Genomic DNA, 25,985 nt, shown 5'->3' with positions numbered 1-25,985 from the left:
GACAATTTTTGCATTACGTTCTCTGTACGACATCCAAGCTCAGGGAGGACAGGGATGTATTTGAGAAACGCACTTCGTGCGGCGACTGCAATGACACTCGTCGCGACGGCAGCAGCTCATGCGGACACCTTAACAATAGCGACCGTGAACAACGGCGACATGATCCGGATGCAGGGCTATACCGATAAATTCACCGAGGCGACCGGCATTGACGTCGAATGGGTGACGTTGGAAGAAAACGTGCTGCGTCAGCGCGTAACTACCGACATCACGACCAAGGGCGGTACGTTCGACATCATGACAATCGGCATGTATGAGACGCCGATCTGGGGCGCGAATGGCTGGCTGGTACCGCTGGATGGCCTGTCCGAAGAATATGACGTTGGTGACATTCTGCCCGCGATGGCAGGTGGCTTGAGCCATGACGGAACGCTTTTCGCGGCGCCGTTCTATGGTGAAAGCTCGATGATCATGTACCGCACTGACCTCATGGAAAAGGCGGGCATGGAAATGCCTGAGGCGCCGTCCTGGCAGTTCATCAAAGAGGCCGCCGCCGCGATGACCGACCGCGACGCCGAGATCAACGGCATCTGCCTTCGCGGCAAAGCCGGTTGGGGTGAAGGTGGAGCCTTTATCACTGCGATGTCCAATTCATTCGGTGCCCGCTGGTTCGACGAAGAATGGAAGCCTCAGTTCGATCAGCCCGAGTGGGCAGATACACTGAATTTCTACGTTGAAATGATGAACGAATCCGGTCCTGCCGGCTATGCCACCAATGGGTTTAACGAAAACCTGTCGCTGTTCCAGCAGGGCAAATGCGGCATGTGGATCGACGCGACAGTTGCGGCGTCTTTCGTAACCAACCCTGACGACTCTACGGTCGCGGATCACGTAGGATTTGCGCTGGCACCTGACACAGGATTGGGCAAGCGGTCCAACTGGCTTTGGGCGTGGGCACTGGCTATTCCTGCTGGCACACAGCAAGAAGATGCTGCCAAGCAATTCATCGAATGGGCGACCTCAAAGGACTACATTGAGCTAGTGGCCGAAAGCGAAGGATGGGCAAACGTTCCCCCGGGTGCACGTACGTCTCTGTACGAGAATCCGGAATACCAAAAGGTTCCGTTCGCCAAGATGACACTGGACTCAATCCTGTCAGCTGATCCGAACAGCCCGACGGTGAAACCCGTCCCGTACGTTGGCATCCAGTTCGCCGCAATCCCGGAATTCGCAGGCATCGCCACACAGGTGAGCCAGGAGTTCTCGGCGGTATATGCCGGACAGCAAACGGTTGAGGAGGCACTTGCCAAAGCGCAGGCTTTCACAGCTGAAGAAATGGAAGCCGCCGGTTACTGAGGCATCCTCCCAACGGGTGGGCAGAGGTCTGCCCCCCCGTTCAACCCTTCCACAATTCGCGTTTTTCTCGCAGGCTGAGTTACGCCTGAACAGAGAGGGTTTGCGTTATGGCTACTCAACATTCTCGATCAGTTGCCCGCCTGATGATGGCACCCGCAGTGGTCCTGCTGCTTGGCTGGATGCTCGTGCCTCTGACGATGACGCTGTATTTTTCTTTCAAGAAGTACCTTCCGCTGCGTGGAGGCGATCTGGGTTGGGTCGGGTTCGACAACTACGTTCGTTTCGTATCCTCCAGTTCCTTCTGGCCCGCGGTCCAAGCAACATTAGTAATCGTTGGCGGCGTGCTGGTGATTACGGTCATTCTGGGCATTCTGCTGGCCATGCTGCTGGATCAGCCCATGTGGGGGCAGGGCGTTGTCCGCATCCTTGTGATCGCGCCATTCTTTGTCATGCCGACCGTATCAGCGCTGGTCTGGAAGAACATGTTCATGGACCCGGTGAACGGTTTGCTGGCCCATCTATGGCGCTTTTTCGGGGCCGAGCCGATTTCGTGGCTGTCCGAGGCTTCGATGACCTCGATCGTTATGATCGTTTCCTGGCAGTGGCTTCCCTTTGCGACGCTGATCCTGCTGACGGCTATCCAGTCTCTGGACAGTGAACAGCTGGAAGCGGCCGAGATGGACGGCGCGCCGGTGCTAAAACGCTTCTATCACATCATTCTGCCGCATCTTGGTCGCGCCATTACGATTGTGATCCTGATTCAGACGATTTTTCTACTGTCGATTTTCGCCGAGATTTTCGTGACCACCGGCGGCGCCTTCGGCACCCGTACACTGACCTACATGATCTTCCAGCGCGTGTTGGAAAGCCAGAACGTTGGCCTCGGATCAGCCGGTGGTGTCTATGCAATCATCCTTGCCAATATCGTTGCCATCTTCCTGATGCGCATCGTCGGCAAAAACCTGGACGCGTGAGGAGACAAAACCATGGCCCGCACCGTCACGACACAACGCAAAACACTAAACACTGCCCTTGCCTGGGCCGTAGGTCTGCTGATCTTTTTCCCAATCCTCTGGACGATCCTGACCAGCTTCAAGACCGAGGCACAGGCGATTGCAAGCCCACCGATCTTCCTCAACTTCGACTGGACGCTCGAAAACTACGCCATCGTGCAGGAACGCTCTGACTATATGCGGTTCCTGTGGAATTCGGTCATCATCGCAGGCGGATCGACCGTTCTGGGTGTGATCGTCGCGATACCCGCAGCCTGGGCGATGGCGTTTGTTCCGTCCAAACGCACCAAGGACATTCTGTTGTGGATGCTGTCCACAAAGATGTTGCCCGCAGTTGGTGTTCTGTACCCAATTTACTTGCTGTTCATTCAGTTGGGTTTGCTGGACAGTCGCGGTGGGCTGGTCGTGGTGCTGATGCTGATCAATCTGCCGATCATCGTCTGGATGCTCTACACCTATTTCCGCGAAATTCCGGGGGAAATCCTCGAAGCGGCACGGATGGATGGTGCGACGCTGAAAGAGGAAATCCTTTATATCCTGACACCCATGGCCATCCCCGGCATCGCATCGACCGTTCTACTGAACTTCATCCTGGCCTGGAACGAGGCGTTCTGGACCCTAAACCTGACGGCCGTCGATGCGGCCCCACTTACTGCATTTATCGCCAGCTATTCCAGCCCCGAAGGCTTGTTCTTTGCCAAGCTCAGCGCGGCCTCGACCATGGCGATTGCACCCATCCTGATCCTTGGCTGGTTCAGCCAGAAACAACTTGTCCGCGGCCTGACTTTCGGCGCTGTGAAATAAGGAAGACTTCGTATGGGACGTATTCAACTCAAGTCCGTGACCAAAAGCTTCGGCGACGTAGAGGTCATTCCCCCGCTGGATCTGACCATCGAAGATGGCGAGTTCACCGTATTTGTCGGCCCCTCGGGTTGCGGCAAGTCCACTCTGCTGCGACTGATTGCGGGACTGGAAGACATGACCTCTGGCTCCATCGACATTGACGGCGCCGACGCAACAGACGTGCCGCCTGCCAAACGCGGGCTGGCGATGGTGTTCCAATCCTACGCCTTGTACCCGCACATGACCGTTCGCAAAAACATCGCATTTCCGCTGCGCATGGCGAAACTGGACCAGGCCGAGATCGACAAACGGGTCGAAGGTGCGGCGAGCGTTCTGAACCTGACTGACTACCTGGATCGCCGTCCCGGCCAACTGTCTGGCGGGCAACGTCAAAGGGTGGCCATCGGTCGGGCCATTGTACGCGAACCGGCTGCGTTCCTGTTTGATGAGCCGCTGTCGAACCTAGACGCCGCCTTGCGCGTTGGCATGCGGCTGGAAATCAGCGAACTGCACGAACGTCTGGCGACCACGATGATCTACGTCACCCACGATCAGGTCGAGGCCATGACTATGGCCGACAAGATCGTTGTGCTTCAGGCAGGTGTGATCGAACAGGTTGGCAGCCCGTTGGAGCTGTACCGTACGCCGCGCAACCTGTTTGTTGCAGGCTTCATCGGTTCACCCAAGATGAACTTCATCGAAGGCCCCGAGGCAGAAAAGCTCGGTGCCCAGACCATCGGAATTCGCCCTGAACACATTGCGGTGTCTGAATCTGAGGGAGACTGGTCCGGCGTCGTAAGCGTTTCTGAGCACCTCGGCTCGGACACTTTCTTCCACGTCCACGAAACAGGGTTGGCCGAGACAATCACCGTCCGTGCAGATGGCGAGGTCAGCTTTCGCCACGGCGACCGTATCCATCTGACGCCACGCTCGGATGCCATCCACCGGTTTGACGCGAAAGGTCTGCGGTTCGAATGACGCGTCTGACCGGCAAAACTGCCCTGATCACCGGGGCCGCGCGAGGCATCGGACTGGCGTTTGCCAAGGCTTATGTGGCCGAGGGCGCGCGGGTCGCCATCGCGGACATAGACGGGCAGCGTGCGCAGGACGCAGCAACTGAGATCGGCGCGGCGGCGTTGGCCGTCGAGATGGATGTGACCAGCCAACAAAGCATAGAAGACGCCGTTGCACGAACGGCGGCACATTTTGGCCCAATCGACATTGTGATCAACAACGCAGCGATCTTCTCCGCCGCTCCAATCGTTGAAATTGAGCGCGCTGACTACAATCGCGTTTTTGATATCAACGTTGCTGGCGCGCTGTTTACGATGCAGGCCGTTGCGCGCCACATGATTGATCACGGAACCAAAGGTCGGATCATCAACATGGCATCGCAGGCAGGGCGTAGGGGCGAGCCCTTGGTCGCCGTATACTGTGCCAGCAAAGCCGCGATCATATCCTTGACCCAATCTGCTGGGCTGAGCCTGATCTCTCACGGAATCAACGTAAATGCCATTGCCCCTGGTGTTGTTGATGGCGAGCACTGGGATGGCGTTGATGCGTTTTTTGCAAAACACGAAGGCAAACCACTGGGCCAGAAGAAACGCGAAGTGGCTGCAGCCGTTCCTTATGGCCGAATGGGTCGGGCCGAAGATCTGACCGGGATGGCCGTATTTCTGGCTTCTGATGATGCCAAGTACATCGTCGCACAAACCTACAATGTCGATGGCGGAAACTGGATGAGCTGATGGACCCTGTGGCGAATGCAAAACCTTCGGTACGGCTACGGCGTGACAGTCTTTCAGACCTGCCGGAGATCGTCAGGACTCCGGTCTATGCGCGCTCTGACCTGACACCGGGCATTGTCCATATCGGACTTGGCAACTTTCATCGCGCACATCAGGCCTGGTATATTCACCAGTTGATGCAGCGGGGCCAGGCCCATGACTGGGCAATCATCGGGGCAGGTGTCCGAAGCTATGACACAAACATGCGAGAGCGACTGTTGGCCCAGGACTGCCTGACAACGCTGATCGAACTGGACCCAAAAGGAATGTCCGCCGAAGTGATTGGTCCGATGATCGACTACCTTCCAATCGAAGACAACAATGCCGCGCTTATCCGGACGATGGCGGACCCTGCCATACGAATTGTGTCGCTGACTGTAACTGAAGGTGGATATTTTCCGGACGCCAACACTGATGCGTTCGATACGGATCACGCAGACATTCGTCACGATGCCGAGAACCCGGACCAGCCGCGCACAGCTTTCGGCGCTATTGTCGCGGCGCTCAGGCAACGGCGTACAAATGGCTTGAAACCCTTTACTGCGCTCAGCTGCGATAATCTTCAGGGCAACGGTGGAATTCTGCGAACCTGCGTTGTTGGTTTGGCGCGTCTATCCGACCCGGATCTGGCCGATTGGATCGATCAGAATGGCGCGTTCCCAAACTCGATGGTTGACTGCATCGTGCCCGCAACGACCGAGCAGGTCGTATTGCAATGCCGCACACTGGGCGTCGACGACCGCGTACCAGTCACGCATGAGAACTTTCGCCAATGGGTGATTGAGGACGATTTCTGCGCCGGGCGACCGCCCCTCGAAGAGGTCGGAGTAACACTGACGCAGGACGTCCACAGCTACGAAGCGATGAAACTGCGCATATTAAATGGAGGTCACCAGCTGCTCGCAAATGTCGGCGAGATTCTGAATGTGCCCACGATTTCAGACTGCATGCGGGACCCGGACATCGTGGCGTTTTTCGGAAAAGTTCAGACAGAAGAGATTTTGCCTCATGTCGAAGCTGTTCCCGGGACGACAGCAAAAGAGTACCTCGGGTTGGTTAAGAGGCGATTTGCCAACACTGCCATTCACGATACAACACGTCGGGTCGCATTTGACGGGTCGGCGCGACATCCCGGGTTCCTACTACCGTCGCTGCGCGCAGCAACTGCGTCTGGCTCTTCGGTAAATGGGCTCGCGTTGGCCGAAGCATTCTGGTGCCGGATGTGCGTAGGTGTTCGTGAAGATGGCTCCGAAATCGCCCCGAATGACCCCCAATGGGAGAAACTACATAAAACCGCACAGGCGTCCAAAGCCGACCCACAGCTTTGGCTCGAACAAAGCCAATATGGCGGTGAATTTGGCCGCGGCACAAAGTTTTCTGAAGCCTTTGCCTGGTGGCTAACCGGGATCTGGCAGAGTGGCAGTCGAGCAGTTTTAACTGAATATGTCTCTAACGGCTCAATGCCACACTAAATTAGTGTCACTCAGGTTATTCAATTGCGGACACATCTTTCTTTTTTCGCCGGCTAAGGGTTGTCGCAAATTGCCTTGCTGCTTCGGCATCCATAGGATGCACAGCCTGCCCTCCAATCTTTGCTGCAACTTCCCTTGCGATCCGAACAGGGCGCGATAAGTCTCTGCCCCGTATCTCGATTTGAAGGTGTTCGAGCTCGGCGCGCAGGTGCGAGATTTGTGCTTCAGCATCGAAGGCTGGATAAGAGAAGTTGCTGAGTAACAATTCGAATTGGCTTCGAACAATCTCTCGTGAAATGGCGTGGATGGCGCCCAGCGTTGCTGGCGTTGTAGGTTCGATGATAATTTTCTTTTCTTTTCTTTTCTTTTTCCCCGGGCACTGGAGCAGGGATCCCCAATGCAGGTGTGGGAGGGACGTGAGTCTTGCTTCGCCCAGACAGAAACGAGATTGAGAACCGGTTTGATTGTTTTTTCGTTTGCCCAAAGGGGCTTTGGTTCACGTTAGCTGTTTGGCAATCACGCGACAGCCGGGCAATCGTGCCAGCATCTATTTTAAACCGATCCACTGATTTTATTGAATTTTTCATGGAAAGTGGCTGGGGTGGTAGGATTCGAACCTACGGTACACTGTACCAAAAACAGTTGCCTTACCACTTGGCTACACCCCAACGGTGAGGCGCTGTCTACGATTGTTGATCGGTGGGTTCAAGACCTTTCGGGTAAAAAAATGAGTGCGGATTAAAAAAAATCTGAAGGCGCTAATCGAAGATCTGAGAGTGGCTTGTTTTCATAGGTAAGGTGTTCGATCTTGCTGAGATCGGGTCGTCTGAAAGCACTGCAGAATGTATGCGGAATGAGTAGCCCATTGGCCTGATCTTACGGCGGGGATTTGAAATCCAGTGTTTCGCGAAGAGCTGGATGCGCGCATTGATGGCAGGGCGCTCAGATTGGAAACTCTGAAAGGGAAGAGAATGAAGTTTCTACGTACGCCAGATACTCGGTTTGACGAGCTCTCAGATTACCCGTTTGCACCGAGTTACACGCAGGTGGATGACACCGAAGGCGGCCAGTTGCGGATGCATTATGTGGATGAAGGGCCAGCCGAGGCTGATCCCGTACTGATGATGCATGGCGAGCCAAGCTGGTCCTACCTTTACCGCCACATGATTGCGGGATTCGTCGCGCAGGGACATCGCGCGGTTGCGCCAGACCTGATCGGATTCGGACGATCCGACAAACCAACTGAACGAAGTGACTACACTTATGAACGCCACGTGGCTTGGATGGGTGAGTGGCTGCGCAAGGTGGACCTGCGCAACATCACTCTGGTTTGCCAGGACTGGGGCGGGTTGATCGGGCTGCGGTTATGGGCAGAGATGCCCGACAGGTTCGCGCGTATCGTCATTGCCAACACGGCGCTGCCGACCGGCGATCAGCCAATGGGCGAGGCGTTCGAGAACTGGCGCAGGTTTAGCCAGGAGGTCCCGGTATTTCCGGCCGGTGGAATTCTAAAAGGTGGAACTGTATCGCCCCTGTCAGAAGACGTTATCGCGGCCTATGATGCACCTTTTCCAGATGAAAGCTACAAAGCCGGGGCGCGGCAGTTTCCCATGCTGGTGCCAGCGACGCCTGATGATCCGTCCTCGGGTCCGAACCGGCAGGCGTGGGAGGTGATCCGAGGGCTAAAGACGCCTGTCCTCACAGCTTTCGGGGCCGATGATCAGGTCATGGCGGGGATTGATTCTGTGTTCCAGAAAATGTGCCCGGGGGCTGTGGGGCAGCCTCATGTCATCTTGCCGAATGCGGGACATTTTTTGCAAGAAGACGTTGGTCCGGAACTGGTCAAGTTGACCTGCGATTTCATCGCGCGCACACCCCGATCCGACTAGGTTATTCTCGGATTTCGGCTGGGTCGACGCCCCAGAGGTTCGTTTTCTGTGCCCAGCCGCGATACCCGCCCGCAGAAATCTGGCACCAGTCCAGCGAACAACTTCCCAGGCGCGCCACAACGCCCGTTTCAAACTGTGCGCTGATCGGCGCGTTTGCATCGGGGCTTGTGTAAACGGTCAGCAATTCGGCGTCGACCAACACAGTTCGAACACCGGACAACAGGGCATAGTGGACCCATCCTCCTGCTCCGTCGCGGTCCTGAACTCTGCGCCAGTTTCCGTATTCTGCCGTTATCTGCAGTGGCATGCCGCGCCGTTTGAAAACCCAATCGATTCGGTGAGTCAGGGATGGGCCGCGGCGCACATTGCCCTCAGCAGCTTTCATCGAGACAAACCGTGGAAGGGGCAGGTTGGTGACTTGGCCACGCTTGTCCTGCGCGCTGGCAGCCAAGCCACCAAACACCGTCAGGAAAACAGCGAATGCCGCCGAAACAAGGCGTTTTACGGGTAGAAAACCACTCACTTACTGTCTGCTCTTGTGCCTGTTGATCTTGCTTCGAAAAAAGGTCGACTCAATGCCTATGGGGTTCTTGTGCCCCGCCTTATCCTGCGCCACGATGACATGGCGCGCAAAGGTTTGCAAAGCAGTGGGAGTGCAGAGGTGTCAAGAGAACGTCTGAGTGTTGTCGTTACGCGACGGTTGCCCGAGGCGGTTGAAACCCGGTTGAGCGAATTGTTCGATGTGCAATTGCGCGACGATGACAACCCGATGACCCGTGAAGAACTGGTGGAGGCCGTGAAAACCGCCGATGTTCTGGTGCCAACCGTAACCGATACGATCGACGGTGGCCTTTTGGGGCAGGCGGGTGAAAACCTGCGCTTGATCGCGAATTACGGGGCGGGGGTCGACAATATCGATGTCTCGACCGCGCGTCAGAGGGGCATTCTGGTGTCGAACACCCCGGGCGTGCTGACCGACGATACCGCTGATATGACCATGGCACTGATTCTCGCTGTGACCCGTCGAATTCCCGAGGGTCTGTCTGTCATGCAAAAAGGCGATTGGACCGGGTGGGCGCCGAATGCCTTGTTGGGCGGGCGTATCGGAGGGCGGCGTTTGGGCATTTTGGGCATGGGACGTATCGGTCAGGCCGTGGCCCGCCGTGCCTGTGCTTTTGGGATGCAGGTGCACTACCATAACCGCCGCAGACTTCGCCCCGAAACCGAGCAAGAGATGGAGGCGACCTATTGGGAAAGCCTCGATCAGATGGTGGCGCGGATGGATGTGATTTCGGTCCATTGCCCGTCGACACCGTCTACCTTCCATTTGATGAATGCGCGGCGGCTGAAATTGATGAAGCCGACAGCCGTTATCGTGAATACATCAAGGGGTGAGGTGATCGACGAAAACGCTCTGACACGTCGGATACGCTCGGGCGAAATCGCCGGCGCGGGCCTGGATGTCTATGAGCATGGGACGGATGTGAACCCAAGATTGCGACAGTTACCAAACGTTGTCCTGCTGCCTCACATGGGGTCGGCCACGTTAGAGGGTCGGATCGAAATGGGCGAGAAAGTTATTATAAATATCAAGACTTTCGAAGACGGTCACCGCCCACCGGATCAGGTGGTCCCCGCAATGCTTTGATCAGGTGTTTCCCGTGTTTTGATGCGGGCGGTGCCAAATTTTAACACGCATATTTTCAGGAGGATACGATGAAACGAAGTCTGATTTCGGGAGTGTTGCTGTCGGCGGTGGTGCTGGCAGGACCATTGACTGCTCAGGAAACGGCGGACGCCGTTGCGCCCGAAGGCGCGTCCGAGGGGCAGGTGCAAGGCCTGACCGAAGAGGTGATCGCTGCGCTTGAGGCCAAGATGGCAGGGCAGCCGGTCACATCTGAAAACTGGATGGTCATTGCCGCGAATCCATTGGCGGTTGAAGCTGGCGCAAAGGTTTTGCGCGCTGGCGGGTCGGCGGCTGATGCAATGGTCGCCGTTCAGGTTGTGCTGGGGCTTGTCGAACCACAATCCTCGGGCCTTGGTGGCGGCGCATTTCTGGTTTGGTATGACGCTGCATCGGGCAAGCTGACCACACTGGACGGGCGTGAAACGGCCCCGCTTGAGGCGAACCACAGGCTGTTCCACGACGAAAACGGCGAACCGCTGAAGTTCTTTGATGCAGTTGTCGGCGGATTGTCAGTGGGTACACCTGGGACACCGGCCTTGCTGGAAGAGGCGCACCGGCGATGGGGGCGCAGTCCGTGGCCAAGCCTGTTTACCGATGGCATCGCTCTGGCGGACGACGGTTTTCTGGTATCTCCGCGCCTTGCTGGCCTGGTCGAAAAGGATGCCGAACGCCTGTCGCGCTTTCCTGCAACCGCAGAATATTTCCTGCCCGATGGTAAGCCGCTTGAGCAGGGGCAACGCCTGACCAACCCGGCCTATGCCGAAACTCTGAGTATTTTGGCCGAGGAAGGCTCAGCCGGTTTCTACGGCGGTGAGATTGCCGCTGGCATCGTCAGCACCGTACGCAACGCCGAAGGTAACCCGGGCGTTCTGTCGGGAATTGATCTGGCGCTGTATCAGGTGATCGAGCGTGAACCAGTGTGCGCAACCTATCGCGCCTATGAGGTCTGCGGCATGGGCCCGCCATCGTCAGGCGCGCTGACTGTCGGTCAGATTCTGGGCATGCTGGACGGCTATGATCTGGCTGAAATGGGCCCCGAAGACACCAATGCATGGCGCCTGATCGGTGATGCCTCGCGTCTGGCTTTTGCCGACCGCGGTCGCTACATGGCCGATCATGATTTTGTTCCTATGCCAACGCAGGGACTGGTGGATCCTGCCTATCTGTCGGATCGCGGTGCACTGCTAAGCGGCGAAGCCGCCTTGACAGAGGTCGCGCCGGGAAATCCCGAGTTCGATCATGCGTCGAATTGGGCCGACGATGTCTCGATCGAATTACCCTCGACCTCGCATATCTCGATTGTTGATCAGTACGGAAACGTCCTGTCGATGACGACGACGATTGAGAACGGGTTCGGTTCACGACTGATGACAAACGGGTTTCTTCTAAACAACGAACTGACGGATTTCTCGTTCAAGACCCACAGTGACGGTGTGCCGATTGCCAACCGGTTGGAGCCGGGCAAACGCCCACGCTCGTCGATGAGCCCGACAATTGTTATGCAGGACGGCGCACCTGTTCTGGCCATCGGATCACCGGGCGGCAGCCGTATCATCGGCTATGTTGCCAAGTCGATCATCGCCTGGGCGGATTGGGACATGGATGTGCAGCAGGCCTTGTCACTGCCGCACCTCGTCAACCGTTTTGGCACCTATGACGTGGAAGAAGGAACCGCGGCCGAAGGGTTCTCGGACGCGTTGATTGAGCTGGGTTTTGAAGTGAACCCGCGCGATCTGACATCGGGCCTGCATGCGATTGAGATCGGGGACGTTCTGATCGGCGGTGCCGATCCACGTCGTGAAGGAATTGCGCTGGGCGAATAACCCGGCGTTTCAAAGGGGAAGACCATGGTGCAGGCAGTTGCTTTGCCGCGAAACGAAGTGGGGATCGAGGCAGCTGTCGGCATCCTGAAACAAAAGTTTGGTGACCGGTTGCAAACCGGTCAGGCAATCCGGGAACAACATGGTCACACGACCACCTGGATCGAAAACCAATCCCCGGATGCTGTGGTTTTTCCGCATTCCACGGAAGAGGTCTCCGAGATCGTCAAAACCTGCGCCACGCACAAGGTACCGGTGATTGCATTTGGTACGGGTACATCGTTGGAGGGTCACGTGAACGCCCCTGCTGGTGGTATCTCGGTTGACCTGACCCAGATGAACAAGGTGCTGGCTGTGAACCCGGGTGATCTGGATTGCGTCGTACAGCCGGGTGTGACGCGCGAAGACCTGAATACCCATTTGCGGGATCAGGGCCTGTTCTTTCCGATCGACCCCGGCGCGAATGCCTCGTTGGGTGGAATGGCGGCGACGCGGGCGTCCGGGACCAACGCGGTTCGCTATGGCACGATGAAGGACAATGTCCTCAGTCTTGAGGCGGTCATGCCGGATGGGCAGATCATCCGAACCGGGCACCGGGCCAAGAAATCCTCGGCCGGTTATGACCTGACCCGACTGCTGATCGGGGCCGAAGGGACGTTGGGCATCATCACCGAGCTTACCTTGCGCCTGCAGGGCATCCCCGAGGCGATCACCTCTGCCCGTTGTTCATTCCCATCGGTGGATGCGGCCTGTCAGGCTGTCATGATGACGATCCAGTACGGTGTTCCGGTGGCGCGGATTGAGCTGCTGGATGAAATGTCGGTCAAGGCTGCCAATGCCTATTCCGGGCTGAGCCTGCCGGAAACGCCATTGCTCTTGCTCGAGTTCCACGGCTCGGAAAACGGTGCGGTCGAGCAGTCCGAAACCTTCAACCAGATCGCGGAAGAGTTCGGTGGCACCGATTTCGCGGCGACCTCAACGACTGAGGAACGCAATAAACTCTGGCAGGCCCGGCATGATATGTACTGGGCTTCCTTGCAACTGCGTCCGGGCGCCCGGGGAATCTCCACCGATGTCTGCGTCCCGATCTCGCGTTTGGCAGAGTGCGTCACAGCGACTCAGGACAAAGCGCGTGAGCTAGGGCTTATGGCCCCCGTGGTTGGGCATGTCGGGGATGGAAACTTTCATTCCTTACTACTAATCGACATGGAAAACGCGGACGAGGTCAACAAAGCCGACGATTTCGTCGGGTGGCTGAATGATCTGGCCATTTCAATGGAGGGCACATGCACGGGCGAACATGGGATCGGACAGGGCAAACAACCCTATCTGGTCAAAGAGCTTGGGCCAGCCGTCACGTATATGACTGCCATCAAAAAGGCTCTGGACCCCAATAACATCATGAACCCCGGAAAGATCCTGTCGAACACATAGAAACGGCGCAACCTTGGGAATTCCGCCTCAAAGCCACAAGGGCGCCCAATTCTGCGGCTATCAATTGCGAAAATGAGCAGCAATTGAATTTGAGGTCATAATGGGCGCGCTAAGGTTCATTGGGTTTGCGTTGATAGTAGGTCTGGTCGTTGCGGGCTTAGATTATTTTCAACAGGACAAAAAATCTGACGGTACGCTTTCGCTTAGCGGATATGTTGAAACTATCTCGGCTCGGTTCGATCAAAGCCAAAAAGAGCGGGAAGTGAAACAAGCGGCGCGAGAACGTCAAAAGCTATGGGATGCCGGTGCAAAGTCCTTTCTTCCGAACCCCCCAGAGGGTTGGGCACAATTTGCCCTGACCGAGTCTGACATCAAGGCAGTTTCCAGAGTTCTTTCAGAGTTTGGGCCGGTGCCCCTTATCAGTTCGATCAGCGGGCCAGCCGAATTGCTACAGCTCAACGCTGCCGGCAAAGATGGCGCGCTTCGAAAGCTGGATGAGACAGGCACTGTTTACGCAAAAGAAGGTGAACTGATCTGGCTTGATATCACCCTCAAACCACAAGCGGCGCGAAACACTTTGGCCGGATTGGCGCTGAGCGCGCAGGACGCGTTTCTGGATGGGATGAAGGCCGAACAAGGCTATGCGGTGATCGACGGCGTCGCCTTCATCGAAACAACCGGAAATCTACTGGATGATACCAAAAAGACCAACCATCGCGCGTTCACAGGCCGTATCGGCTTTGATCAAGAAGTTGTAATCCGCCTTCATGCAGATGCCAGCGATGCGACGATCCGAGAGTTTCTTGGCTTGGTAGATTACGCAGGCCTGAACGCAATGTTGCCGCATCCAGCGCTGGTTGTTGGAAAGGGAATCGAGGTCCCTCTGACCCGGCAGCCCGAGATCGCGGATGAAATGCACGATCTTTATGAAACGATGCAAATAGCGCAGCTAAGGTTGGGTCAGGAAAAGCTGGAAAATCTGGATGCGGCCGCTTTGGTGGCGAACACGCTAAGCAGTTCGGGCTTCAACTCTGAAGGCGTCATGGACATCACCAACGGCGAAGTCTTCGAAAATCAGGAGCTGTCGCAATTATCTTACATTCGCACCCAGAACTTGCTGCTTGAATCTGCGCTGAGCGAGGTGGAAACCGAAGTGGCCAGCACAGGTGGTATCGGCGGGTTCATTAAGGGATTGATGGGCAAAGTGGCCCACGCCGACGCAAAAGCGGATGAACCCCAGCCTCAGGTTGCTCCATCGGGTGAGGTCAAAGTCAGGAAGGGTGGTTTGGGCAAATCATCCTGTGCAACGTTGGGCAGTAGCAAACGGTGCTCTGTCGGGGGCAACTGAAACCGTTCACCTGAAAAATCGACGCTCTGCGCCGTGCACGGGTCGTTTTCTTTATATCACTGGTCGGATGAATGTCGCGCCGGGGCATTCAAATGCGCCATATGGTGTCAACTGAATTCAAGGGGAGACGCCCGGTAATGAAAACCCAAGTCAAAGCACTGGTTGTTGGCGGCGGTGCCGTCGGCACTTCGATTGCATATCACCTGGCCAAGGCAGGCTGGGACGATGTGATGCTGGTCGAACGGGATGAGCTGACCTCAGGGTCCACATGGCACGCTGCGGGGCTGTTGCCGCTGTTCAACATGTCCTATGCGACGACACACATCCACAAGTACTCGGTCGACTTCTACAAGCAGCTTGAGGAAGAAACCGGTTTGAACGCGGGCTTTGCCGTAGTTGGCAATCTGCGCATGGCACAGACGCAAGAGCGCATGGATGAATACATGCTCTATGCGTCGACGGCTGAGACTTGTGATGTCGCATATGAATGGCTGACCCCTGATCAAATCAAGGAACGCTGGCCACTGATCGAGACTTCAGATCTGAAGGGTGCGATCTATCACACCGAAGACGGTTATATTAACCCCGCTGACGTAACGCAGGCGATGGCCAAGGGCGCCCGTCAGCGCGGTGTCGACATCGTGCGCAAAATGCAGGCCGATGCCTTCCATTGGAACGGCACTCACTGGGAAGTCACCTGCACCAAAATGGTCGAGAAGGGCGGTAACCTCATCCCGTCTGACGAGCAAGTTGTGATTACCGCCGAGCATGTCGTGACCGCATCGGGCAACCACGCGCAGCGCACGGCCAAGATGCTGGGCATCAAGATGCCCGCGATCCCAGTCGAGCATACCTTTATCGTCATGGACAAAGACCCTGAGCTGGTCAAATGGCGTGAAGCGGGCAACCCCGAACACCCAGTTGTCCGTGATGCCGACAACGAATCTTATGCACGCGAGGAACGCGGCGGATGGATACTTGGCATCTATGAACATGGCGCGCCGGCGCAGTTCGAACATGGTGTACCGGACAGCTTCCGTGCTGATCTGTTCCCGCTCGATCTCGACCGAATTGCAGACCAGTATATGGCAATGGCCGAGCGCGTGCCGTCCTGTGCCGAATCCGGCCTGAAAGACGATTTTAACGGCCCGATCTGCTACACGCCCGACGGCAACCCGCTGGTTGGTCCCGCGCCTGGCTTGCGCAACATGTGGCTGGCCGAGGGATTTTCGTTCGGTATCACCGCCGCAGGCGGCACCGGCTATTATCTGGCGCAGATGATGGTCGACGGCGAAGCCGAGATCGACATGGCTTCGCTGGACCCCAAACGTTACTCGTCGAACTGGATGACCACCGAGTTTGCGGCACGCAAGAATGAAGAGTGCTATGAGCACGTCTATATCCTGCACCACCCCGATGAAGAACGCGCTGCCTGCCGCCCGCTGCGGACTGTTCCGGCCTATGACCGTCAGAAAGCGCGTGGCGCACAGTTTGGCTGGGTTAACGGCTGGGAGCGTCCGAACTATTTCGGTCCGCTGGATGCACCCGAAAACTTCGACCATGATGCCCGCTCGTTCCGCCGCGGCGGCTGGTGGCAGCATGCCGTTGACGAAGCCAAGGCGATCCGCGAAGGCGTTGGCCTGATCGACGCATCGGCCTTCACAAAGCATGTCGTCAAAGGCCCCGGTGCGACCCAGTTCCTGGATTGGTTCACCTGCAACAAGCTGCCCAAGGTCGGTCGTATCAACCTGACTTACGCACTGACCTCGCACGGTACCACCCGCACCGAATACACCATCGTCCGTAACGGCGAGAACAACTACTACATTGTCTCTGCCGGGGCCTGGACTGAGTACGACGCCGATTACCTGCGCAAGGCGGCCGAGGACAAGATGGAGGAGTTCGGTTACATCGAGATCCAGGACGTGACCACTCAGTGGGGCGTTTTTGCCATCGCCGGACCCAAATCGCGGGACGTTCTGAAAGAGGTCATCAAAGACGCCGATCCGGAAACCGCACTGTCCAACAAGCGCTTCCCATGGCTGTCGGCCCGTCAGATCGAACTGGGCATGTGCCCGGTCAACGCGATCCGCGTCGCCTATACCGGTGAGCTGGGTTGGGAACTTCACCACCCGATCGAGATGCAGAACTACCTGTTCGACCTGCTGGAAAAAGCTGGTGAGAAACACGGTATGAAGCTGGTCGGTGCCCGCGCCCAGAACTGGCTGCGTCAGGAGAAATCCTATCGCGCCTTCGGCACCGAGCTGGGCCGCGACGCGACCCCGCTGGAAGCCGACCTGCCGCGCTTTGTCGACCTGTCCAAGGACTTCTATGGCAAGGCCAAGCTGGAAGAGACTGGCGTACGCGTGAAATGCTGCACCCTGCTGATCGACGGACCGGAGGATGCCGATCCGTGGGGCCGTGAAGTGCTGTATACGCCGGAAGGTGAACGCGTCGGTCGTCTGACCTCGGGCGGTTATTCGGTGGCCTTCGAGAAATCCATCGGCATGGGCTATGTGAAGCCCGATCTGGCGGTCGAAGGCACCAAGCTGAAGGTCAAGCTTCAGGACAAATTGTGGGATGCGGTCGTAACATGCGACAGCCCCTATGATCCGAAAAACGAAACCATCCGCAAGGACGGCTGACTAAGCAAAGGCCCCGGAGATCTCCGGGGCCTTTCTTCATACTGATAGCTCGTCAAAGCATTCCAACGCCTTGGCCGCGTACATCATCGACGGTCCTCCGCCCATTTGAATGGCCATGGCCAGAACGTCTGACACTTCTTCGCGGCTTGCTCCGGCATTGATCAGAGCTTCGGTGTGTAGCGTTATGCAAGGTTCGCAGCGGGCAGCGATGGACATACCCAAAGCGATCAGCTCTTTGGTTTTGTAATCCAGCGAACCGCCTTCTTTGACGGTTTTTCCCAGCGCACCGAAGGCACGGGCGGTATCAGGGATTGCAGCGTTGAGGTTGCGCAGATTGTTGCGCGTATCCGAGAGCTTGTCTTGCCAGTTCATTTGTGGGCTTCCTTTAAACATATCACCTTGTGAATATGTTTATGGAAGCTGCCTGACTTTGATCTTGATCAGACTGCAGGTCTTTCAGCGACAAATGCCAGGTTGTTTGCCGGCATTTCAACAGCACCAATTAAACTCAGTTGAACTCGACGCAGCAGGCCCAGAATGTCGGCGTCATCCTTGTATCCGATGTCCGGGTCTTGTTGGCTCAACGCAGCATGAAAGTTCTGGTCTCCGTTACTGGTCAACTGGCCGGAGCGCATGAATGGCCCGTAGAGGATTAGCCGACCGCCCGGGTTCAGAGCCAGCGCGGCCTCGGTCACCAAGGCTTCCACCTCCGACCAGCTGATCAGATGCAGCAAGTTGATCAAGAGGATCAGGTCATTTGCCCCGTGAACAGAATGCCAACCGGGTTGGACCGCATCGAGCTCTATCGCCGGGGCTATGTTTTCTACGCCTTCGGCATACGCGTCGATTGAAGCGCGTCGTTCAGGTTCAACCTCACTGGGTTGCCAATCCAGACCGGGCAGTCGAATTGCAAAAGCCACGACGTGCTGCCCTGTACCACTGGCCAGTTCCAGCGCGCGACCGGACACAGGGGCGAACTGAGCCAGCAAATCACACAGCGCGTCGGCATTCCTGCTGGCCGCCGGAGCGACCAATTTTTGCCCATCGGATACCGTCGCCACGCTGGCATTTGCGGGAAGTTTGCGTTTCGTCATCCACGTAACCTTTCTGGCCTTAGGGCGGAAACGCTCGCCGCCTCCAATTCTGAACGAGCACCAGTCGTCAAATCTGCCACCAGCTGTGAGGCCGCCGGTGCCGTTTGAAATCCATAACCACCTTGCGCTGCCGACCAGATAAACGTGGGTTCGGCAGGGTCGGGTCCTAAGACCAGCGTACCATCCGGCGCAAAGCTGCGAAGCCCGGCCCAGTTCGCCTCGACCCTTGTGACCGACTCGGTCACCATCGCTTCGTACCGCGCCAGACCCTCGGCCAACACCATGTCGTCCGCATAGGCATCATGGGGAAAGGTCGGATCAGCCTCGCAAGGGGAAACGATCAGCTTTCCGGCATCCGGTTTCGCATACCAGCCTTCGCCAGCGCCCAACATCAAAGGCCAACCGGTCACGTCATGACCGGCAGGGGCGGGAATACGGGCCACAGATCGCCGGCGCGGTTCTATGCCGATCGGTGTAACGCCAGCCATCATGGCGATCTCATCCACCCACGCGCCTGCGGCATTCACAAGGGCTCGGGCCTCGAAGGTTTCTGCCGCTTCGACAAGCCAGTGTCGGGCTTTGATGATGCCGTTGACCTTCTGACGGGTCAGAACCAAGCCACCGTTGGCCCGGATCACACGTGCGAAATCTTGCATCATCCGGTCGGTATCAATGTCAAAAGCAACGTTGCTGGCGGCGGCAAACCCAACAGTCTGTGGATTCAGTATCGGAACCCGCGAAATGGCCTCGTCAACCGAGATTTCTGACAGACGAAGGTCAGCCTGATCCTGAAAAAACTCATCTCGTTGATCATGCCCGGCAATCAGCATCAACCCGCGTGGCGACAGATAGCCGTTCGATCTGAGGTAAGCTTCGCTCGCTGCATTCAGGGTCTTGACGGAAGGTGGTCCATACCCCTTTTCAAACAACGCCGCTGACCGGCCAGAGGTGTGATATCCCAGCGCGTCTTCGCCTTCGAGCACGACGACATGACCATGTTCGGACAAACGCGCGCCCGCGCTTAATCCGGCGATGCCGCCACCGATGACCAAGAAATCGATCATGTTAGAAACTCCGCCCTGGGATCACCCCAAAACGGGTGGATTTGAGATCTGCTTTTATTCATGCGCAAAGCTTCGCATGCGTAACACTATTGGAAAAGAGGCGTAATTTCCGCAATGTAAACTTGAACCATAGAGATTGGCCTGTCTTTAGTGCGGCCAACATCGGAATCGGAGAAAAACGTGACACCGGCAGAGCTACACCCAATGGCCACGGGGCATATCCCCTCTTACGTCACGCAGGCGGATGGCAGTGACTTTTTGCTAACCTTCATGTTTATTTTTACCGTTCTGGTGATCGTGCTGATTGGCGTTGGCTATTTCACCCTGCACTCCATCCCGGAAAAAATCGCGCATGAATCCAACCACCCTCAGTTTCAGCTTGTGGGGATATTGGCGCTGTTGGCTCTGTTTACCCACAATGGTCTGTTCTGGGTGGCGGCCATTCTGGTGGCCGGGTTCCAATTCCCGGATGTCGCCGCCCCCTTGCGCGCCATTGCTGACGCGATCCGATCCTTGGGCGATCAAGGCAACGATGTTCCTGCCCCCGCGGCCCCATCGCAACCGACCGCGCAGCAGGGGCAGTAAGAGATGCTTGAGACACTGATGTGCGCGCTGGTCACCGTGTTGCCGGATTACCTGTTCCGCCGTTACGTACAGGGCAAACGTATAGGCCATGAAATCACACTGTTCACCATGTGGTATGAACTGCGCTGGGGCCTGACCACCTGTGCCATTCTTGCGCTGACGGTGATCACCACGCTGTTCTACTTCCATCCTGCAAGCAAAACGGCGGCGTCATATTTCCGCACGGTCACGATCCTTCCACAGCTCGGCGGTCGCGTGTCCGAGGTTTATGTCACCAATAACCAGCAGGTCACTGCGGGCCAGCCGATTTTCCGGATCGAGGATTTCACCCAAACCGCACAGGTTGAGGCCGCGCATGCGCAGATCGCGCAAGTTCAGGCCTCACTGAAAGTGGCAGAGACTGATCTGGCCGAGGCCGACGCAGGCATCGCAGGCGCGCGCGCTGCATTGGATCAATCGCTTGAGGATTTGGAGCGTAACACCACCCTGCGGGACGAAGGCTCCAGCGCCGTACGATTGGCCGAAATCGACCGGTTGGAAAACCTTGTTGCCGAGCGTGAAGCGCAGCTTACCGCATCGCGATCCCGCCGTGCCGCCGTGGTGCAGCAGATCGAAGAACTGATCCCGGCCCAACTGGCCAGCGCCAACGCCCAGTTGGACGCCGCGCTGACCGAGCTGGACAAAACAGTCGTAAGCGCAGGTGTGACCGGTCGGGTTGAACAATTCGGCCTTCAGGTGGGCGACTATGTCAGCCCCTTGCTGCGGCCTGCGGGCATTCTGGTTCCGTCAAGCTCGGGCCATAACCGGTTTCAGGCTGCATTCAACCAGATGGCCGCTCAGGTCATCAAGCCGGGCATGATCGGAGAGCTAGGCTGCATGACCAAGCCCTTCACCGTGATCCCGATGGTTGTGGTTGAGGTGCAGGATGTCATCCCGTCAGGTCAGATACGCCCTTCGGATGAGTTGCGCGATGTGCAGGCCAACAAGGTACCCGGTTCGATTCTGGTTTATATGGAGCCGTTGTACAAAAACATGGCCGATGACATACCGCCCGGTAGCAATTGTCTGGCGAATGTCTACACCGACAACCACGAACGGCTGGAACATGAAGACCTGGGATTCTGGCACACCGCCGCCTTGCATGTGATAGACACGATCGGTGTTGTCCACGCGGCGGGCTTGCGCCTGCGTCTGATCCTGATGCCGGTGAATACGTTGGTGCTGACCGGGCATTGAGCCATTCACGCGTTTTGATTTCAGATCCGGCCTGTGTGAGGTTTAAACCGCTGGGCGGCCGGGTTTGTTATCTAAGGCGAGGGACGCGTAAGCAAACGCGAGAACGCAGACAGCGAACGCCGCAACAAAACAGAAAACCAGAGTGAACGAGCCGGTTATGGCAAAAACCGAACTGCCCAGGGCCATCCCGACCGTACCGCCCAGCAGCTGAAATGTCATCGAGATGCCACTTGCCTGTCCGTGCAGAGCTTGTGGTACCGTTGACATGATGGCCCGCCTTGGGGGGACAAACAGAAACGGCACGCAACAACCCCAAAGGAAGTAGCCAGCATAGATCAGCGCGGCGACGTCTAAATGCATTCCCAGTGCGACAATAAGTATGGCAATCGCACCCAGCGCTGTACCTGTCAGAGAAGGGCCGCGAGAGCCAAATTTATCAGCAATTTTCCCCGCCATCGGGGCAATGAAAATCTGCGGAAAAGCAATCGGCAACAGGGCGACACCAGCAGTCAGCGGTGAAAACCCGAGCTTTGATTGAAAGTAGGATGCGCCGAACACGAACAGAGTAATCTTGCCGAATTGTGCGGTGAACAGGATCATGTTTGAAGCAGCAAACCCGGGGCCGGCAAAAAGGGAGATGGCAATCAGAGGCGATGTTGCCCTCTGTTCGACGCGGACAAATAACACCAAAAAAATAAGACCCGCTGACAGGGCCATAAGAACTTCGGGCTGTACCCAGCCTCTGTCCGGGCCCTCCATGACACCGAACACAATAGCCGCCAACCCCGTCACCAGTAGAATTAGCCCTTTCAGGTCGAACTCGCGCTCCCGTTGGTGCGGCGGGTCCCGCCAGAAAACCCATGCGACCAGAGCGACCACAAGCACGATTGGGGGGTTGACCCAGAAGATCCAGCGCCAAGACAGATATTCGGTCAGAACGCCTCCAACCAGCGGACCCATTGACAGGAATACTGTCCCGATCCCGCCGTATAAACCCAGTGCCAGCCCGCGTTCCTTTTCGTCAAAAGACTGGATCAGAACCACTAGCGACAGCGGGAAAATCAGTGCTGCACCGATGCCCTGTGCGGCGCGCGCTGTCAGAAGTTCAAATCCGCTTTCGGCAAACCCTCCCAGTGCAGAGGACAAGCCGAATATCAATAAACCCGCACTGAGCAAAAGCCGAATGCCCAGTACATCGCCCAATCGTCCTGCTGCGCCCGCAAAACAAGCCAGCACCAGCAGATAGATATTCACCACCCAATGCGCTTCAAGCAGAGACAGGCCAAGCTCATTGCGGATGGTTGGAAGCGCGACGCTGACGACCGTTTCGTCCAGCAGAATAACACCCAAGATGGCACCCATCGCGCCGAGTATCCACCAGCGGCTGTGGTCTTGCGCTTTGATCTCCATGGGATTTTTACGTTTCGTGTTGAGACAGGTAAAGCATTAACCCCATCAGGTCCGTCGTGTCTGCAATCGTCAAGACAGTATTTAGTTAAGGCTAGGCGAGGTGCTCCCATAGACACGAAAAAGGGCCAGCCAAATGGCCAGCCCCTCAACGTGTTCGTGTAAAGGTTTACTGCGGAATTTCGCCTTCCAAACCTTCAACATAGAAGTTCATACCTGCCAGTGTACCGTCATCGGCGGTTTCGCCTTCAGCCAGCCAGTCGCTACCGTCCTGCTTTTTCAGCGGACCGGTGAAGGGGTGGTATTCACCCGCGGCCATGGCGGCTTTCATCGCCAGTGCTTCTTCTTTGATGTCGGCTGGAACGGCGTCCGAGATCTCACCGATCTCAACCATGCCTTCCTTGATGCCGTCCCATGTGTTCACGGTTTCCCACGACCCATCCATGACCGCTTGGGTGCGTGCGATGTAGTAGGGCGCCCAGTTGTCGATGATCGACGATACGCGCGGCTTGGGGGCATATTCGCTCATGTCCGAGGCCTGACCGAAGGTGATCACGTTGCCTGCCTCTTGCGCAGCTGCCTGCGGCGCCGTCGAGTCGGTGTGTTGAAGGATCACGTCCGCGCCCTGTTCGATCAGAACGGAAGCAGCGTCAGCCTCTTTCGCCGGGTCGAACCAAGTGTAGGCCCAGATGATCTTGAACTCGACATCCGGGTTCACCTTTTTGGCGTGGATGTAGGCCGAGTTGATGCCGCGGATCACTTCGGGGATCGGGTAGGACCCGATGTAGCCGATGATGTTCGACTCGGTCATTTTACCCGCGATGTGGCCCTGAACGGCGCGGCCTTCGTAGAAGCGGGCCGAATAGACGGACACGTTTGGGGCGGTTTTGTAGCCGGTCGCGTGCTCGAACTTCACATTCGGGAATTTCTTGGCCACGTTGATGGTCGGGTCCATATACCCGAACGAGGTGGTAAAGATCAGGTTAGCACCCTCCAGTGCCATCTGGGTCATCACACGTTCCGCGTCCGGGCCTTCGGGAACGGATTCAACAAACACGGTCTCGACTTTGTCGCCGAATTCTTTCTCAACCGCCAGACGGCCTTTGTCGTGTTCATAGGTCCAGCCGCCGTCGCCCACCGGGCCGACATAGACAAAGCCTACTTTTGTTTTGTCCTGTGCGACCGCGCCGGTCGCCAGACCCAGCACCATCGCGGCGCTGGCAAGAAGTGAAGTGAATTTCATGTGGTTACTCCCCAAGTTGGTTCAATTGGCCCCGTCTAGTGCGAGGCGTGGAAGGTCCGGCCCAGTGAGGCAGGTGCGCTGCTCTTGTCGGCCGAAAGGATCACAAGCACAAGGATCGTGATGATGTAGGGCGACATTGCCAGATACTCGACTGGGATGGCAACGCCCGCTGCCTGCAGATTAAGCTGCAACACCGTGATTCCGCCAAACAAATAAGCACCCAGCAATGCACGCCATGGTTTCCAGCTGGCAAAGACCACCAGCGCAAGAGCGATCCATCCAACACCGGCGGTCATGCCCTCGGTCCACTGCGGAACGCGGATCAGGCTGATATAGGCTCCACCGAGGCCAGCGCAGGCGCCACCGAACAAGATCGCCAGGATGCGGATCTTGATAACCTTGTAGCCCAGGGCGTGTGCGGCGTCGTGGTTTTCACCCACTGCGCGCAGGATCAGACCGACACGAGTGTATTTCAACGTGGCCCAGACGGCTGCGGTCAGAGCAATACCGACATACAGGATCGGGTCATGCTGGAACAGGATTGGGCCGATCACCGGTATGTCGCTGATCAGAGGGATGTGAATGTCCCCCATGCTGGGCGGCTTGATACCCACATAACTTTGCCCAAGCAGAGCGCTGAAACCGAGGCCGAACAGCGTCAGGGCAAGGCCACTGGCGACCTGATTGGCAAGCGCGACCTGTGTCAGGAGGACAAACAGCAGCGACAGCACCGCGCCACCAATGGCAGCCGCAATAAAGCCCAGCCAGGGTGAGCCTGTCTCGACCGAGATCGCAAATCCGCTGATTGCGCCAACGATCATCATGCCTTCGACGCCAAGGTTAAGAACACCGGCTTTCTCGACGACCAGCTCTCCGATCGCGGCCAGTAGCAAGGGGGTTGCAGCGACCATTAATGATGCCACCAGAAGGACTGGGTTGATTGCTGAAAGGTCCATGATTCAGGCTACCTCGCTACGGGCCGCACGGATGCGGTAGTTGGTCAAAAGGTCGAAGGCGAGCAGGAAGAACAGCAACATTCCCTGAAACACCTGAATGGCGGCCGCAGGCAGGCCCAGTTGAGACTGTGCGATCTCGCCGCCGATATAGGTCAGTGCCATCAGGCCACCGGCCAGCAAGATGCCCAGCGGGTGCAAGCGTCCCAAGAAGGCCACGATGATCGCGGTAAAACCATACCCCACATTGAAATCGATGCTGACCACGCCGGCGGGACCGGACACTTCGAACATGCCCGCCAATCCGGCCAAAGCACCTGCCATACCGAGGCAAAACAGGATCAACCGTGCGGGGTTCACACCGGCGAACTTTGCCGCGCGGGGTGCTTCTCCGGTCAGTCGAATGTGAAAACCCAGCATGTGCCGGTTCAGCAGGACATAGGCGAAGATCACCGCAATAAAGGCCGCAACAACACCCAAGTGCATACCCGATCCCGCGATCAGCTCGGCGTTATGTGCGCTGTCGTAAGCTTGTAAATTGCGTGAACCGGGAAAACCGTGGCCCTCCGGGTTTTTCAGCAACCCCAGCGAAACAGAGGCCAGAAACTGCTCGGCCACATAGACCAGCATCAGTGAGACAAGGATTTCATTGGTACCAAAGCGCACCTTCAGGAAGGCCGGAATCATTGCCCATATCCAACCGCCAAATGCACCGGCGATCACCATGATCGGGAAGACATACCAGGCATCCAGCGGATAAAAGGCCAGACCTGTACCTGCGCCAAAGATAGCGCCCATGATGTATTGGCCTTCGGCTCCGATATTCCAAATGCCGGCACGGAAACCCAAAGACAGACCAATTGCGATCAGAACTAGCGGAGCACCTTTCACCAGCAATTGCGGGCGATAGTAGAACGAGAATTCACCGAACAAAGGCTCCCAAAAGATGGTGCCAATGGCTTGGATCGGGTTCTTGCCCAGAATGGCGAACAGGATGCCGCCGAAAACCATGGTTGCCAGCACGGCCACCAATGGGGTCGCGTAAGACCACGCTTTGGACGGCTGCGGCCGTTTCTCCAACACAATCATCCGCTCATTCCCCTGTTTTC

The 25,985-nt window shown here is 56.9% G+C and carries 23 protein-coding genes and 1 tRNA gene; 14 read left to right on the top strand and 10 right to left on the bottom strand.

All coding sequences use genetic code 11. From position 1 onward, the window contains the following. Nucleotides 1-54: 54 nt before the first annotated feature. The 6 genes from AC2FGC_RS06300 to AC2FGC_RS06275 all read left to right on the top strand — a co-directional run bounded on the left by AC2FGC_RS06300 (nucleotide 55) and on the right by AC2FGC_RS06275 (nucleotide 6,471). A complete protein-coding gene (locus AC2FGC_RS06300; protein WP_058284088.1) occupies nucleotides 55-1,356 on the top strand; it encodes an ABC transporter substrate-binding protein in 1,302 nt (433 codons plus the stop codon). A gap of 107 nt (nucleotides 1,357-1,463) precedes the next feature. Continuing rightward, on the top strand, nucleotides 1,464-2,330 hold the full coding sequence (locus tag AC2FGC_RS06295) for a carbohydrate ABC transporter permease (protein ID WP_108859810.1): 867 nt from the start codon (nucleotides 1,464-1,466) through the stop codon (nucleotides 2,328-2,330). A gap of 12 nt (nucleotides 2,331-2,342) precedes the next feature. Further along, entirely contained in the window at nucleotides 2,343-3,173 is an 831-nt protein-coding gene (locus AC2FGC_RS06290) for a carbohydrate ABC transporter permease (protein ID WP_113791433.1), read from the top strand. Nucleotides 3,174-3,185: 12 nt separating this feature from the next. Continuing rightward, entirely contained in the window at nucleotides 3,186-4,190 is a 1,005-nt protein-coding gene (locus AC2FGC_RS06285) for an ABC transporter ATP-binding protein (protein ID WP_108859808.1), read from the top strand. Then, nucleotides 4,187-4,960 (top strand): L-iditol 2-dehydrogenase, encoded by a 774-nt coding sequence (locus AC2FGC_RS06280; RefSeq protein WP_496781690.1) that lies wholly within the window; start codon nucleotides 4,187-4,189, stop codon nucleotides 4,958-4,960. The genes AC2FGC_RS06285 and AC2FGC_RS06280 overlap by 4 nt, the downstream gene beginning before the upstream one ends. Next, a complete protein-coding gene (locus AC2FGC_RS06275) occupies nucleotides 4,960-6,471 on the top strand; it encodes a mannitol dehydrogenase family protein (protein ID WP_496781689.1) in 1,512 nt (503 codons plus the stop codon). The genes AC2FGC_RS06280 and AC2FGC_RS06275 overlap by 1 nt, the downstream gene beginning before the upstream one ends. Before the next feature lie 16 nt (nucleotides 6,472-6,487). On the opposite strand, the gene AC2FGC_RS06270 is transcribed toward AC2FGC_RS06275, so the two are convergent. Together AC2FGC_RS06270 and AC2FGC_RS06265 are read right to left on the bottom strand one after the other, a co-directional pair. Continuing rightward, complete coding sequence (locus tag AC2FGC_RS06270; RefSeq protein ID WP_496781687.1) at nucleotides 6,488-6,955, bottom strand: hypothetical protein; 468 nt, start codon at nucleotides 6,953-6,955, stop codon at nucleotides 6,488-6,490. Between the two features lie 109 nt (nucleotides 6,956-7,064). Beyond that, a tRNA-Gln gene (locus tag AC2FGC_RS06265) sits at nucleotides 7,065-7,139 on the bottom strand. Nucleotides 7,140-7,442: 303 nt separating this feature from the next. On the opposite strand from AC2FGC_RS06265, the gene AC2FGC_RS06260 reads away from it, so the two are divergent. Beyond that, nucleotides 7,443-8,360 (top strand): haloalkane dehalogenase, encoded by a 918-nt coding sequence (locus AC2FGC_RS06260; RefSeq protein WP_496781685.1) that lies wholly within the window; start codon nucleotides 7,443-7,445, stop codon nucleotides 8,358-8,360. Nucleotide 8,361: 1 nt separating this feature from the next. Here the strand turns inward: AC2FGC_RS06260 and AC2FGC_RS06255 are convergent, their stop codons facing one another. Beyond that, nucleotides 8,362-8,883, bottom strand: a complete 522-nt coding sequence (locus AC2FGC_RS06255; RefSeq protein WP_496725537.1) for an SH3 domain-containing protein — start codon at nucleotides 8,881-8,883, stop codon at nucleotides 8,362-8,364. 138 nt (nucleotides 8,884-9,021) lie between these two features. Here AC2FGC_RS06255 and AC2FGC_RS06250 point away from each other — a divergent pair, with 138 nt between their 5' ends. The 5 genes from AC2FGC_RS06250 to AC2FGC_RS06230 all read left to right on the top strand — a co-directional run bounded on the left by AC2FGC_RS06250 (nucleotide 9,022) and on the right by AC2FGC_RS06230 (nucleotide 17,294). Further along, a complete protein-coding gene (locus AC2FGC_RS06250; protein ID WP_496725538.1) occupies nucleotides 9,022-10,008 on the top strand; it encodes a 2-hydroxyacid dehydrogenase in 987 nt (328 codons plus the stop codon). Between the two features lie 68 nt (nucleotides 10,009-10,076). Then, entirely contained in the window at nucleotides 10,077-11,870 is a 1,794-nt protein-coding gene (ggt, locus tag AC2FGC_RS06245; protein ID WP_496781683.1) for a gamma-glutamyltransferase, read from the top strand. 24 nt (nucleotides 11,871-11,894) lie between these two features. Further along, nucleotides 11,895-13,301 carry an FAD-binding oxidoreductase gene (locus tag AC2FGC_RS06240; protein ID WP_496781680.1) on the top strand — a complete coding sequence of 469 codons (1,407 nt, stop codon included), beginning with the start codon at nucleotides 11,895-11,897 and terminating at the stop codon, nucleotides 13,299-13,301. A gap of 100 nt (nucleotides 13,302-13,401) precedes the next feature. After that, on the top strand, nucleotides 13,402-14,649 hold the full coding sequence (locus tag AC2FGC_RS06235) for a hypothetical protein (protein ID WP_496725541.1): 1,248 nt from the start codon (nucleotides 13,402-13,404) through the stop codon (nucleotides 14,647-14,649). A 137-nt stretch (nucleotides 14,650-14,786) separates the two neighbouring features. Continuing rightward, nucleotides 14,787-17,294 carry a GcvT family protein gene (locus tag AC2FGC_RS06230; RefSeq protein WP_108859216.1) on the top strand — a complete coding sequence of 836 codons (2,508 nt, stop codon included), beginning with the start codon at nucleotides 14,787-14,789 and terminating at the stop codon, nucleotides 17,292-17,294. 36 nt (nucleotides 17,295-17,330) lie between these two features. Here the strand turns inward: AC2FGC_RS06230 and AC2FGC_RS06225 are convergent, their stop codons facing one another. From AC2FGC_RS06225 to AC2FGC_RS06215, 3 genes are all read right to left on the bottom strand, one after another. Further along, nucleotides 17,331-17,666: a carboxymuconolactone decarboxylase family protein gene (locus AC2FGC_RS06225; RefSeq protein ID WP_058275472.1), complete on the bottom strand. Its 336-nt coding sequence runs from the start codon at nucleotides 17,664-17,666 to the stop codon at nucleotides 17,331-17,333. A 68-nt stretch (nucleotides 17,667-17,734) separates the two neighbouring features. Beyond that, nucleotides 17,735-18,388 carry a DUF938 domain-containing protein gene (locus AC2FGC_RS06220; RefSeq protein WP_496725542.1) on the bottom strand — a complete coding sequence of 218 codons (654 nt, stop codon included), beginning with the start codon at nucleotides 18,386-18,388 and terminating at the stop codon, nucleotides 17,735-17,737. Beyond that, complete coding sequence (locus AC2FGC_RS06215) at nucleotides 18,385-19,452, bottom strand: NAD(P)/FAD-dependent oxidoreductase (protein WP_496725543.1); 1,068 nt, start codon at nucleotides 19,450-19,452, stop codon at nucleotides 18,385-18,387. Before AC2FGC_RS06215 ends, AC2FGC_RS06220 begins: the two co-directional genes overlap by 4 nt. A 204-nt stretch (nucleotides 19,453-19,656) precedes the next feature. On the opposite strand from AC2FGC_RS06215, the gene AC2FGC_RS06210 reads away from it, so the two are divergent. Both AC2FGC_RS06210 and AC2FGC_RS06205 read left to right on the top strand, forming a co-directional pair. Continuing rightward, the gene (locus tag AC2FGC_RS06210; RefSeq protein ID WP_496770422.1) at nucleotides 19,657-20,037 is read left to right on the top strand and encodes a hypothetical protein; all 381 of its coding nucleotides are present in this window, start codon (nucleotides 19,657-19,659) and stop codon (nucleotides 20,035-20,037) included. A gap of 3 nt (nucleotides 20,038-20,040) precedes the next feature. Next, nucleotides 20,041-21,273, top strand: coding sequence for an HlyD family secretion protein (locus AC2FGC_RS06205; RefSeq protein WP_496770364.1), 1,233 nt, complete (start codon nucleotides 20,041-20,043; stop codon nucleotides 21,271-21,273). Between the two features lie 42 nt (nucleotides 21,274-21,315). Here the strand turns inward: AC2FGC_RS06205 and AC2FGC_RS06200 are convergent, their stop codons facing one another. The 4 genes from AC2FGC_RS06200 to AC2FGC_RS06185 all read right to left on the bottom strand — a co-directional run bounded on the left by AC2FGC_RS06200 (nucleotide 21,316) and on the right by AC2FGC_RS06185 (nucleotide 25,965). Continuing rightward, entirely contained in the window at nucleotides 21,316-22,683 is a 1,368-nt protein-coding gene (locus AC2FGC_RS06200; RefSeq protein WP_496781675.1) for an MFS transporter, read from the bottom strand. A gap of 166 nt (nucleotides 22,684-22,849) precedes the next feature. Then, the gene (locus AC2FGC_RS06195; protein WP_496781673.1) at nucleotides 22,850-23,923 is read right to left on the bottom strand and encodes a BMP family ABC transporter substrate-binding protein; all 1,074 of its coding nucleotides are present in this window, start codon (nucleotides 23,921-23,923) and stop codon (nucleotides 22,850-22,852) included. A gap of 35 nt (nucleotides 23,924-23,958) precedes the next feature. Next, the gene (locus AC2FGC_RS06190; protein ID WP_496725548.1) at nucleotides 23,959-24,879 is read right to left on the bottom strand and encodes an ABC transporter permease; all 921 of its coding nucleotides are present in this window, start codon (nucleotides 24,877-24,879) and stop codon (nucleotides 23,959-23,961) included. A gap of 3 nt (nucleotides 24,880-24,882) precedes the next feature. Next, nucleotides 24,883-25,965, bottom strand: a complete 1,083-nt coding sequence (locus AC2FGC_RS06185; protein ID WP_496725549.1) for an ABC transporter permease — start codon at nucleotides 25,963-25,965, stop codon at nucleotides 24,883-24,885. Nucleotides 25,966-25,985 lie beyond the last annotated feature (20 nt).

This window comes from Ruegeria sp. CDSC054, from assembly GCF_059610645.1.
Note: the sequence above shows the minus strand (reverse complement) of the source record. Positions and strands in the feature narration are given on the sequence as shown.